Source organism: Vibrio sp. dhg, from assembly GCF_003443775.1.
GTDB lineage: Bacteria > Pseudomonadota > Gammaproteobacteria > Enterobacterales > Vibrionaceae > Vibrio > Vibrio natriegens.
In genome coordinates this window covers 68,356-80,798 of sequence record NZ_CP028945.1, presented here as the reverse complement: position 1 = coordinate 80,798, position 12,443 = coordinate 68,356, and the positions used below count along the sequence as shown (strand labels likewise).

Below are 12,443 nucleotides of genomic sequence, written 5' to 3'. Positions count from 1 at the left end.
TATGTTGCTTAGGCGGTATGAGCAACTGGCTCATCTTCACCGTCTTCAGTCTTTTCCATCTCCGCTGATTGCACAGCTTTTGTGGTATCCAAGACTTCTTTTGCGATCTCATGGGTAACGCCAATCTTTTCAACAGATTCAATGACCTCTTTTTCCTTACCCGCAGATTTGGCTAGACGCATCGCGGTTTGAGATGCATTGATCACATAGCGAGAAACGTTACGCATATGACTCTGAAGTGCCTTTTGTCGGTCTTTACGTTCACTTGAAGGAATGTGTCCGTTTAACCATGCCTGTTCAATCAAGCTAGTTAAAATGTCGAACTTTTTGATGAGCTGAATGTACTGACCGCACAGTGGCGAGAAGATTAGGTATTCTTCAGAAAACTCTTGTGTCCAAACGATATCGACCATCCCACTGTCTTCAACAATGTTGTTGTAGTGGTTAATCTTCTTGTTGAAGAACTTCATTTTTTCATCGAACAAATCAGCTACTTTTTGGTTAGCAGCTTCGCTAGTCGCTTCATCGCTGATGTAAAACAGGATCACATCAAGTGCATAGATAGCACTCAGCGTTTTATTCATATACGTTTCAACAGCATTGATAGCTGATTCGGATTTCACACTTAGCATCTTCTTTATTGCAGGGCGTGAATACGCACGTTTTTCGTTAGTAGCCATATCTATTTCTCCGTTGATTGACTTGAATTGTTTTCTATTTGGAGCTGCTTCATCCCGTCAATGATCGTGAATGGCTGACCACACTGAATTGTTGAGGTGCACCCAACCAAGCTGACCAATATCATCGCGTTTAAAAGCCACACTTTACTCATGTGTCATGTTCTCCAAGTTCTCTTTAACCAGGGCAATGTACTCTTGCCTTGCGGCTTCCTTCTCAGGTGTGTTCTCCCAACCTGCGTTGTAAGCCCCCACCGCTTTCCATCCATCCGATGTAATTTCAAAGTTACCGGCTAATATCCACGCCGAAACCAGCGTGTTTTCGCATGGATCATTCAGCAAGCTTTCTCTCGTAATCCCGTATTTTTTTAGTTTGGGAAACCACCATGAATTGATTTGACATAGACCGTAATCGACAGTCCCGTTAGAGTTTTTTCCATTGATGGCATTGGCTCTCATGCTCGATTCTGTAAAGCAAACCGCTTTTAGCAAAGGAACGCTTACATCAAAGCGCCTACCCGCTTCATCAAAGCAGAAAGACCACGCTGAAAAAGAAATCGTGCAACAAGCAACCAAAGCACTTCTAAGTAACATTGTTCGCACCTCACATTAGTAGTAGGTGGTGCAGCAATCGTTGTATCGCCACAGCATGTAAATCGCATCTTCTTGGGATGGTATGTTTCGCCATTCTCCCCACTGCAATGATGGTTCTCCTATCTCGTGCGCCTCGTTCCTTTCGGCTACGGGATACATCATGTTCATTTTGTATTGTGATTTTGGAATAGTTGGAAAAATGGGAGCATCACACAGGGCATCATCACCAGTGGTTTTTCTCGCTAGTAGTCTTCGGTGTAGAGCTGCAACTGAGCGCGTTGCCAGCAAACTTGTTTTTGTAGCAATAGAACTTTTAGTCGATACAAAGCCAGAAAGCGGATAGATACCACCCCATGCCCCTGCGCACCAAAACAGCTCATCCATTGACTTACCAACAGCAGCAGCAGCCCCATCAGCAAGACATGACGCTAAGGCGATAGGATTACCAAACAGCGCAGCTTCAGGATTAGCAAATGCCGCCAATTCAGCATCATTCCATGTTGGATCGAGTTCGCTGACATAAAGTAAATCCATAGACATGAACCCATCACCACAACGGTTAGCGACAACCATTTCAAGCATTAATAGCAAGGGATAAGCAAAGTAGTGATAGTGCCAAAAAGCGTTCTGAGCGCCTTGACCACCCTCTTGCTCATTTTGTCCAGTAGACCCCCTCATGCGTCCATTAGTCATACCCATTTCAGCACCACCTAATGACATCATGCAGTCGGGTTCACGCACCAGCTCAATGAGCCTAGCCGGTTCATACATTGATTGTGTAAATCCTGGTACTGCTATCCCCAAGTCATCTTCACATGCGCAGAATGCTTTTTTTGTAGCGTCACTAGGCGCACCATTTCCACTAGGGCTAAGATTGACTCCTGCTAATCGGATTGGATACATGGCATTCCACGGAACGTCAGTAAACATAGAGCCATCTAATACCCCACCATCACGACATTCACCGAGTTGTGATACGTCGTCTGCCAATGTCATTTCACTGAACGTGATTGCTCCTAGAGCAACAGCTAACGCTACTTTCTTGAGCATGTAAAAAGTCTCAGTCTTCCATTTTGGTTTCACTGATAACAAAGACTTTTCTTTGATGATCAGCAGTTACGATGCTTGGTACGACTTGCAAATCTAACGCTGTGACTAGCTCTGGTTTTAGCTGATACACAGGTGCATTGAGTTGTCTTTCTACCGACTTAACAGCACCCCATTTGAGGCTTCTATCAAAACGTGTCGCGATAAATTTGGTTCGTAGCGGTGATTCTGGTAATGACTGAACAAATTCCATTTGCTTACGGTCAGTTGGATCGAACACTACTAGTCGTTGGGTAAATGGGAGGGTATTCAGGCGATTAATTCTCTCTCCTGCGAACGCAATAACATCACCGTTCGGAGTGACAATATCTTCACGGGCAACCACTTCCGGTACAAAGCTGCGTACTAGTGTTTCAGTAGCGTTTGGTAATGCAGTAAACGCTACGTTATCCCAAAACCTATCCTTTGCATCAGCAATCAATGCTTCCTTATCGAGCAACGCTGCACGTTCTTTTAGAACCTCAGTTAGATCTCTTTCAGATATCTTAACCATGCTCCCAAAATTTCCTAAATCACCTCGTTTTCCCTTTTCAAACTCAGTTTTTAGGTAGTTAGGGTTAACCAACCCAGCAGCAGAGAGAACAACCGAGTCCCCTTTGTACATAAGAATTTGAGGTGCATATTCAGCATTAATGCTTTGGAATGGTCGCGGATCTAGATTCACGTTCGGAACTTCAGGGAGGTCTTTAATAAGCCCAATAATTCGCTTACCAACATCGGTAATTGTCTTTTCTGTTGGCAAGATACCTCTTACAACAAAGGACACATCGTTGCGGTGAGACAACGATTTGAATAAGTGTTTAAGCTCACGTTTGCCCATCGCATCACTAACTAAAATCACATAGTGGGTATCGGTTTGAGGCTCAACACTATCTTGATGTTCGGTTGCCACTTCAGTTTCAAAGGTTGCCGAGTGTATTGATTCATTTTTGCGCAGCAATTTGTTCATGTACTCATCACCCAAAACTTTCTGTCCTTGGGTTAATGCAGTTTGTTTGGACTGAACAATGCTATCAGGCATGCTCGAATATTCGGTACTGCTATCAGCTAATGCAGTGCCGGAAAACAAAATAAGGCTCAAGAGTGTTTGCTTAGCAACTACCATAACGGAATCGCCTCACCAACGATTTCATTGATATCTGCCGTTCCCCAATAGCGGGAGTCAAAACTACGCTCAGCCGGTGCAGTGAAAAACACTTCGTTATCTTTAAGGTGGTAGCTCTTATATAGAGCTTCTTGATCCACGCCAAGCTTATCTATCAAGGGGTAATCATCAGTAATGCGCTCATTATTAATGAAAACTCCTTTCGCATTCTGAATGACCTCATCACCTGGCAACCCTACTGCATATTTCGTAATAAGCATGTTGTCTTGATAGAACGGTGTCATACCCTTTGCTTTAAACGTATAGATTTTTCCATGCTCAATTTGACCGTAGTTTCTCTTTAACAAATACACGGAAAACTCAGGGATACATCTCTCACTAGCGTCCTTGCCATCAACCACCAACAAATAGTGCTTAGTTAGTGTTGTAACTGCTAGGTGGAACGTAAAAATCATAGCAATCGCAACCCAAACCATTTTTATCGGGAAACTCAATGGATGAGCACGTTTAGTCTCTGTTCCTGTCATCACACCCTCACTACTCATTGACCACCCCATCATCTTCAACCAAGTGAAGCGTTGGTTTACTCTTACTCGGCATCTCAAGGACTTGTGCGTCCATCATGGAAACAGTTTGAGTCACTGGCTCATCTAGGAATTCAGGGCGTTCTACAGGAAAGCGGATCATCTGCCTATCCTGTGCGACCTGCTTCATGGCTTGTGATAGTGGAATGTTATTTTTTGTGTACGCTTCAATCGCTTGGTTATCTTGCGCTCGTGTTGAGTACATCATGATACGAACCGGATCTACGATAAGCCTTCCGATACCCATGCCAGCATTGGTATTGAAGAAAATTTCTGAGTAATGCCCAATTTCAGTAGTCACCTTCTTCAACAACTGATAACCAGCCGGTGGCAATGCCATCAAATCGTCTTTTTTAGCATTAGCAATGGTTGAATCTTTTTGCTTCAGGATAAAGGTGTTTGCTGCGTTCTCGGCAATCGCCTTACCTGATGACGATTTTTGCAAGTCCATAATTGACTGTGTAACGACAATGCCGCACCCGCCATACTTACGGAAGCGTCGAAAACCTTTTTCAACGAATGCTTCAACAGCTTTTGAGTTACCAAGCAAGTCCCAAGCTTCGTCAATGATCACCAAACGTTTTACGTTACGGTTTTCTTTGAACTCGTGGTACATCGAGTGCGAGATTTGAACCATCAATAGGAAAAGAACTACCGCTTGAAGGCGAGGACGTTCACTCAAACCATCTAATTCGAGCACGTTGAAGTTCCCATTGAACTCTACGTTGTGTGGTTTATCGAAATACTTACCAAACTGCCCATCAGAACAAAACGCACTTAGCTGTTTGCCCATGTCACGAACACGAATATCCTCATCTTCTAAGCATTTAGCGCGAATATCGTCAATCTTGGCTGACTGACGTTTCTCATTCCAAACCTGAGTTAAGATTCGCTCCATTTCGGAAGACTGTAGATCGGTCGGAGACTCTTTCGTGAATGCCATAGCAATCAAACAACCAGACAGCATTTCCAAAGAATCCAGAAATGCTTCAGGATCGGAGTCATCGATCATTGTGAAAGGGTTAAGGCTTAGGTCTGAACCAGAGTCAAATGCAGTAAAACTCCCTCCAAGGCTGCTTGAAAGTTTCTTGTACGATTCACCTGCATCAATCGTCCAAACCTTATTACCTGTATTGAGGTAGGAGCGAATAATTTCGTTAGTAAGAAATGACTTACCAGCTCCCGACTCTGCAAAAATCACACAGTTAAAGTTGGTTTTTGAATCATAGAGGTCAATATTCATCAACTGCCCTGTTCGACTCACAAACTGTAACATTGGGGTTCCAGTACCTTTCCACTCAGCAAAGAGAGGAAGTATCGGTAGCGCATGGTTAGAAGCCATCGTGAAGTAGCGACGAGAGTGAGCTACAGCATGGTTGCAAGCCCCGAACGGCATCAATTGGATGAATGACGGTACAGAGAATGAATCCTCTGAAACCATCGTTACCCCTGATTGCTTCATGTAAGACTGTAAACCAGTGATACCGGCTTCAGCATCTTCTTCAGTTCGCCCAAAGACAGCAGCCGAAAGCGTCACTTTTATCGCTTTACCCTTGTCCTGTAAAGATAATGAAAGTTCTTCTAAGTCAGCTTTCATATCCTTGATTTTCGGGGCAAAGTTAGTCAGTGAACTGAACGATTGTTTGATGTAATGACTTTTCTTAGTCTCTACTTGTCCTTTCTCTTTTGCATGGTCAGCGTAATGAATATTCACGGTGATCATGAAATTCTGGTTTACACAGCCTTGTCCATCGAATGGATCACCAAACCACTTAAATGCTTGACCGGTATAAGCTTTACGGGGAAAACGACGAACCGTAAGCATTTTCACAAATGTTGGGTTCTTTTTAGTACCAAGTACAACCCCGTCCTGTGTTTTGAATACACCAGTATTGTATTGAACAAACTGTTCATTAAGCGTACTAAATTCATCAACAGGTAGTTGCTGCGTAGTTCGCCACTCAGCGTCTTCCTGCCAATTCATGACCGTATTCATAATATTGACCAGCATTACGCTGTTCATTCGCCGTGGTGCAAGCTGCGCTTTAATCAAACGCTGCTCCATCGTTCTCTGAATGGATTGAATAGTATGAATATCTTCGGGGTTCACATCTAATGACTCTACAGGCAGTTTGAATGTCACAAGAAGTTGGAAGTTGCGTACTTTCGTATTCTGAACAACCTCTGCGGAATCGCGTGTCGCTGACCATAGATAGCCTAACGCATTGTCATGAACCTCTCGATGCAAAGCCTCTCGGCAAGAACTTCTCAGATAGTCAGAGCCTTTTAGGTACTCCCTAACATCAGGGCTAGCCCACAAAGAAAAGCTAAGCAATGATTTAGTAGGGTACGGATCTTGAGATAATAGCAACTCGATTGTTGATAGCATTTGTGTGTCCCAACCACTAGTTGGCTGACAAACGAAGCTGAACGCCAGCATGTTGTCATCGCACAAAAACAGGTCTGTATCAGCATCAAACGCTAGAGGTCGAAATAAACGACTTGCTTCATTCTCATTAAACTTATAATCAAACATCGTTTATCTCCCTATTTAGTATTCTTTCGTAACCAGCCCAATAACTCAGTAGGCATTCCCACATGGAAAACGTCATTTGGAGCAATAAGCGTTGGTGACTCTTTGATATGTAGAAACTGTGTTAAGCCAAAGCTATTCATTACTTGCACTTCCCTACATTTGCGTTCGCCATAAGCAAACTGCTTATCAACGACCTTTTCTATTACTTGGTCTGTTGAAAGGGTTTCTGTCTCACATGCAAAAGAGAAGAATGGCTTAATGTTCGATTGGGACATTGCGGTAAATATGTAACGAATCTGGTAGTCAGCCGCATACTTGTTTAACAAGTACATTTCGTTGGCTGAATGCTCCAAAAATGGATCAAGAAAAACCGTCAGTACCTCCGATTTTTCTGGATTCACTCTTATGTCTACAACATCGGTTGTATTTACATTAATGGTTTGAATTGGGATCTTCTTTGCTGCGTCATGTAGCTGTGATTTGCTGTTAATCTCTGTGTTTTGCCACATATCATATAGCTGCCCTTTGATAACCCATCGAGGGTTATCGGTTAGTACTACGGACTCACTGCCACCAAAGACAACAACAGAGTTTGCATTGGGTAGCTTTTCGGCTTTACTCGCCTGAGTTAAGGATGCTTTTAACTGTTCTTGAGCACCGTTGGTAGCTAAGGCAGGGGATGCAATCAAAGTTAAACAAAGAGTTGCAGGAATTAGTTTAGTGAATTTCATTACATCCCCCTAAATATTAAAGTACTGCTGAGAACATGCTGTTAATGATGTCTGGTGTGTAGTTCATACCTAGAGCAGCACCAACACCAACAGCAAATGCCATTAGGCTTTGACGCATAATACCGATGACGATACCGACAATAACGAATGCGATAGACACACCTTTACCTAGAGAACCTTCTAGCCAATCAGTCATTTGAGTCACCCATGAATCAAATGTTGTGTCCGTACCCGCAGATGCAAACGCACTGAATACCACTGCCAGAACAACTAATGACAAAGCGAACTTCATCTTCATCAAGTTATTTTCTGTAGCCGTAAAACTTACGTTGTTGTTAGTTGCGATCATTTTTTTTCTCCGTGTGGTTTAAATGATTAGTTGTTATCAAAAGTTGTTTGTAGTTTTGCTTTCTCGGTTTTCGGTACTCGATATTCCTTCACACTTCGCTGTTCTGATTTGGAAGGGTTTACCAAGGACTTTGTCACCGGTGGAGCAATTCTCGTTTTTAAATTGGGATTGATAGTGCCAAGCTCCCAACTGCGTTGTTCGATATCGGTGTACACCATCGAAGACAAATGAAGGTCATCATTTGTATCGACAAAAGGTGCAACCCAAACACGTAAGACTTTCACATCTTTTCGCAGTACATCCCCATCGAAACTGAATGATTGAGGTACGTAATTAAATTTTGCCCCATAGGTGGAAATTTCCGAAATCTCTGAAGCAACTTTTTTATTTTTTTGTTTATTTTCAATATCTTTAAGCTCATCAAGCGTAATTTGTCTTGGTTCACCATCTTCGATATAAGTCAGAGTGTCATTCGTTACTAATGTGCCATCAGTAGCCTTATAGATAGTCCTAGACGAACCACAAAGAGCGTTTTCATCGCCAGCAGAACAATTAAATTCACTCTGACCAACTGCACAGCCACCCAATAACGCCGCAGATAGCAGCACACCAATAGCTTTACCTAAATTCATAACCCAGTCCCATTTGTCACAATCATGTCCACTACTCGACCCGCACCGACTTCAATAACCGGATGCATCGCATCGGCTAGTTCCATGTAGTAGTCAGCGAGTCTATTCATTGCGTCTGACGCACCTTTTGCCGCACCACCTTGTAATGCATCGGTACTAAAGACATCTTGATACTGTGTTTGCCCATTCGACGTTGTGGACAAAACAGGGACAGGGTTCACATCAAACATGCTGGATAAACCGGCAGCAAACCCTGCCATCATCGAGTTGGCAAGAATCTTTGAATTACGAGTAACTAACGTCCCTTTCAGACCATTTTTGCCATCTTCGCCAACAGCAAAGCTCCTGAAGTCAGCCTCGATAACTTCCCCATTAACTTTCACACAAGTAATTGACTCGCCGCGCAACATGGCACGTTCTGAACTCAAGTCACCATAGCCAGCCATTAGAGCAAAGCATTCGTTTACCTCATCAAGCACAGCAAAGTTAGGTAAGATGGCTTCCTTCTTTATGCGAACCAAAACAGGAATAGGCTCATCGGCAGCTTTAGCACTAGTAGGAGCATCAAGACCTGTAATCAAAACGCCAGTGAGAATAGAACCTCTCGGCAAATAAATTTCAGGCTCGGAGTCATCTTTATCAGGGGTAGTGTCCTCGACAATCGTAAATAGTCCTTCTGATCTAGTGTCTGTCTCAGCTACATGTCTAGGTGAAACCACTACATTACGATCTCCCTGGTAACTTGATGACTCCCCGAAGCTCGGCTCCTGTCTACCACCATATGAAAATGAAGTACTCGATACCTTTCGCCTTTCAGGGTTCACTTGTAAATCTGGATGCTTGATCTCACCACTTCCCTGTTCTCTTACTGCATCAAGTTCATTGGAATAAGTTAATTGCTTATCTTTAAAAGTAGCTTGTTCTTGACGCAATTTTTCGAGTTGATCATTTAGCTGAGCTATTGTTCGTTGTGCGTTGCGAACATCATTGTTCAACTTCTTTGTATCTTGAACCTTGTTTTCTAAGGATTCATTTTTCTTGTTGAGAATTTCCACTTCCTTTTCATAGTCATCCATCTTTCGTTTCTGCTGCACCAACTTATCGTTGATAGCTTCGATACCGAACTCTCTAGAATTGCGATCAGTGATGATGTTTTCTACTTCTGGTTTAGCTCTCGGTCTAGACCTCTCAGGTTCAAGGATGGTCATGATCGCAACCGCTGCAACAAAGACACCTACTACAGCTAGGACAACGTAGACACGACCTTGCTGTGATGGAGAGAAGTATTTGTTCATGAACTTGAGCTTCATTGTGAACCTCCCAATAGAGACTGGCGTTTTCGCTCGGCTTTAGCTGGAACTTTCACTCGATGATACATAACCAAAACTTCAGACTTTTGTTTTGGCATTAGCTGATACGTTGGATAAGCAACTACCGCTACGACACCTTCTTCATAACAGAGGTTTTCTTTGAACTTTACGGGACGCGACGACTTATTTACGACTGTACCAATCGACACAACATAATCACCACCAGAGACAAACTGACCATTATAAAAATCAAAGCTCAACTCTAACTGCTGACACTTCGGCAGATAGCTAGCGTTTACATTTTCAACTTGATAACCGGCAGGTAGATTTCCGGTAGCAATACCAGACATGATCGACACAATGGATTCAGTGCGAGGCGACGAACGTTCAAACCTTCGAGCAATCTCAGATCCTCCTTTGATTCCACCTTTCAACACAACTTCTTGTGGTGGCACTGGCATTGGCTTAAATACAACATCAATCGCTGCTGACTCATCACCCGATTCAGTTATAAATCCCCCGATATTGGTGTTGAGCTTCGTTGCCAAGTACACGACATTTCCTCGAACGCTATGCGTTATTCCTTCACTCTTATCAATCTTCAGCGAAGGTTTCTTAAATGGTGTGACTATACGGTTAGGATGACGATTCGAAATAACATACAAACCTTGCTCTTTATTTTCTGAGCTTGTCGCTTGCTGCGCCGTTGTACTGTTCGAATTGAACTTAGCCATATCCGTTGCACTTGCCAGAGATGATGCTCCACAAACTGCCAAGAGTAAGGACACTTTTTTAATCGAGGTCATCATTTATCTGCCTCCAACTTCTTACGGTTTTTTTGCTTCCATTCACTGTCATGTGGAACGTCGTCGTACACATCTATGTAATCAAAAGTAGGTGTGTAATTCTGGACATCGAAAATGAACTCATAGGTACGAACATACCTATCCGCCTTTCCTGTCATCCCCTGCATTGAACCTTTACCGGTAACAAAGGTTTTACCGTCCTCAACAAACGCACGTTCCGCTGAGAACTTCATGGTCACTTCTTCTTCAACTAAGCTAGCTATTTGGTAAGCGATAAGGTCATTAACTTTGTGATAGATTTCAGGAGAAGCGAAAGGTGCCACGGCTGACTCTACGTATGAAGCTGAAGCCGGTGTAATGTTTCCTAACATTCCTGCCAAGTAGAAACCTAAGCGTCGATGATTCGCTTCATTCATTGAACTAGACGAAATCTCTGACTCCTGGCACGACTCATTTAAGTTGTTTATAACAACGGTATCTTTCTGGAAGTTCCCCCAAAGTGACACGCCGAGCATGACTACTAACCCCGCATTGGCGTAGCTTATTGCCGCACTCTGACCTCTCATTTCAGAAAAGCTTTTTTTCAATTTTTGGAAATTCATGGTTTATCCCTAAGTCGTTTGCTACGAATGCCACTCATCTACTAACGGAGGCTGCATAGAACTACGCTGTTCTACCTTCTCAAAGGCAAACCCCATTTCACGGAAACGATGAATGAAGTAGCCCCTCGGCTTACCATCTCGAATCCTGATATAAGTGACCTTGGCAAAATAACCTGCCAGCAGCCCAAGCATGGGAGAGTTAATAATGATGCCCACGACTAGCCCAATAGCTACCGTTGCAATTTCATCGTACTGCCAGATTAGAAAATGGACGGGTTCATCAACTAGATCCGGCATTGAGATAGGTTTTTCATCCGACATTTAAACGCCTCGTATTTATTGCCTTTCTCATATGTTAATGATGCTTTTGAATTTCCAAAATCGACGGAGAAAGAAAGACTTCAAAGTGGGCGCAATTATCTTCGGTGCAAAAAAAAGCGACAACTTAACAAAGTTAAGCTATCGCTCTAATAAGATGAGTTGAGTTTAAAGCTGATGATTCTTTTGAAGGGAGGACACCCAAAATCTGAGTTACGTTAGTCCTTATTCTTCTGCTCCCTGTCTAGGTGAAGATTGACTTTCTTAGGAATGCACTTTCTACGCAACCAACGCCTCAACGAAATAAATACGCGAAGACCGTACCTGCTCATATACTTTAAAATGATAATGAAAGCAAAAGCGGAAACAGCGACTACCACACGTTGATTTAGACTTAGTTCATGAATCCATGTAACTACGTTATTCATTACCCTAATCAGCATTTCATCAAGCTGCTCAGTGCTACCTAAGTGCTCAAACCAGTCAATTAGCTCTTGCATGTCCCTACAGCGCCCCTTTGATTAGATCTAATCACTAAAAATTAGACTCACTTTAAACCCTAATATATTCAGCCTACTAGAGAGAGTCATGAGTCCAAAACGTATTCTCAAGTATTAAGAAAATGAAGCGGTACATGTTTCAAATGAGTTTCTAGCACTTACGCTTGCCCCTTTGAGATTGTCAACGTCTATCGTGTACAAAGCACCTTCATAATTAGAAGAATATTTTCTTAATCTTAAATGTTGTGGATTGCTTAACGGTGAATCCATTCTATTGAAACGTAGGTCGATAGTATCGCCTTCTAATAGGTGTGTGACCACTGCACGATACTTGTTAGTGTGATCGATAGTTGAATTATGTGTGGTAACAACAACATTTCCGTTCGAGCCAACAAAACTGTAATCCACAGGATAGCCACCTCCAGTATTGCACTTTATCTCGAAGGACGAATTTTTAGTGACATACGCATAAGCTGATGAAGTAGAGAATAATCCAGCCAAAAGGACCACGGCGATGGACTTTAGTTTCATAATACGATAATTCCTTATGTTATAACTTAGGGTTAGGGAAAGACAAGGAACCGGAGTAATC

Annotated in this window: 14 protein-coding genes; all 14 read right to left on the bottom strand. The window is 42.8% G+C overall.

The genetic code is table 11. The features are described 5' to 3' along the window. Positions 1-8 precede the first annotated feature (8 nt). Positions 9-680: a hypothetical protein gene (locus DBX26_RS25115; protein WP_025624955.1), complete on the bottom strand. Its 672-nt coding sequence runs from the start codon at positions 678-680 to the stop codon at positions 9-11. 144 nt (positions 681-824) lie between these two features. Then, complete coding sequence (locus DBX26_RS25110) at positions 825-1,271, bottom strand: lytic transglycosylase domain-containing protein (protein ID WP_118121330.1); 447 nt, start codon at positions 1,269-1,271, stop codon at positions 825-827. A gap of 15 nt (positions 1,272-1,286) precedes the next feature. After that, entirely contained in the window at positions 1,287-2,321 is a 1,035-nt protein-coding gene (locus DBX26_RS25105) for a TraU family protein (RefSeq protein WP_162889794.1), read from the bottom strand. A gap of 10 nt (positions 2,322-2,331) precedes the next feature. Continuing rightward, positions 2,332-3,483 carry a TrbC family F-type conjugative pilus assembly protein gene (locus tag DBX26_RS25100; protein WP_118121329.1) on the bottom strand — a complete coding sequence of 384 codons (1,152 nt, stop codon included), beginning with the start codon at positions 3,481-3,483 and terminating at the stop codon, positions 2,332-2,334. Next, positions 3,477-4,028, bottom strand: coding sequence for a S26 family signal peptidase (locus DBX26_RS25095; protein WP_162889793.1), 552 nt, complete (start codon positions 4,026-4,028; stop codon positions 3,477-3,479). The genes DBX26_RS25100 and DBX26_RS25095 overlap by 7 nt, the downstream gene beginning before the upstream one ends. Further along, positions 4,021-6,603: a type IV secretion system protein TraC gene (gene traC / locus DBX26_RS25090; RefSeq protein ID WP_118121327.1), complete on the bottom strand. Its 2,583-nt coding sequence runs from the start codon at positions 6,601-6,603 to the stop codon at positions 4,021-4,023. Before traC ends, DBX26_RS25095 begins: the two co-directional genes overlap by 8 nt. Before the next feature lie 11 nt (positions 6,604-6,614). Then, positions 6,615-7,334, bottom strand: coding sequence for a hypothetical protein (locus tag DBX26_RS25085; RefSeq protein WP_118121326.1), 720 nt, complete (start codon positions 7,332-7,334; stop codon positions 6,615-6,617). A gap of 16 nt (positions 7,335-7,350) precedes the next feature. Further along, a complete protein-coding gene (gene traA / locus DBX26_RS25080; protein WP_254063649.1) occupies positions 7,351-7,683 on the bottom strand; it encodes a TraA family conjugative transfer protein in 333 nt (110 codons plus the stop codon). Between the two features lie 26 nt (positions 7,684-7,709). Next, positions 7,710-8,315 (bottom strand): type IV conjugative transfer system lipoprotein TraV, encoded by a 606-nt coding sequence (traV, locus tag DBX26_RS25075; protein WP_118121325.1) that lies wholly within the window; start codon positions 8,313-8,315, stop codon positions 7,710-7,712. Beyond that, entirely contained in the window at positions 8,312-9,625 is a 1,314-nt protein-coding gene (locus DBX26_RS25070; RefSeq protein ID WP_118121324.1) for a TrbI/VirB10 family protein, read from the bottom strand. Before DBX26_RS25070 ends, traV begins: the two co-directional genes overlap by 4 nt. Then, the gene (locus DBX26_RS25065) at positions 9,622-10,434 is read right to left on the bottom strand and encodes a type-F conjugative transfer system secretin TraK (RefSeq protein ID WP_118121323.1); all 813 of its coding nucleotides are present in this window, start codon (positions 10,432-10,434) and stop codon (positions 9,622-9,624) included. Before DBX26_RS25065 ends, DBX26_RS25070 begins: the two co-directional genes overlap by 4 nt. Continuing rightward, positions 10,431-11,033: a TraE/TraK family type IV conjugative transfer system protein gene (locus DBX26_RS25060; protein ID WP_118121322.1), complete on the bottom strand. Its 603-nt coding sequence runs from the start codon at positions 11,031-11,033 to the stop codon at positions 10,431-10,433. Before DBX26_RS25060 ends, DBX26_RS25065 begins: the two co-directional genes overlap by 4 nt. 21 nt (positions 11,034-11,054) lie before the next feature. Next, positions 11,055-11,354: a type IV conjugative transfer system protein TraL gene (locus DBX26_RS25055; RefSeq protein ID WP_025624840.1), complete on the bottom strand. Its 300-nt coding sequence runs from the start codon at positions 11,352-11,354 to the stop codon at positions 11,055-11,057. Between the two features lie 611 nt (positions 11,355-11,965). Continuing rightward, positions 11,966-12,382: a hypothetical protein gene (locus DBX26_RS25045; RefSeq protein WP_118121320.1), complete on the bottom strand. Its 417-nt coding sequence runs from the start codon at positions 12,380-12,382 to the stop codon at positions 11,966-11,968. Positions 12,383-12,443 lie beyond the last annotated feature (61 nt).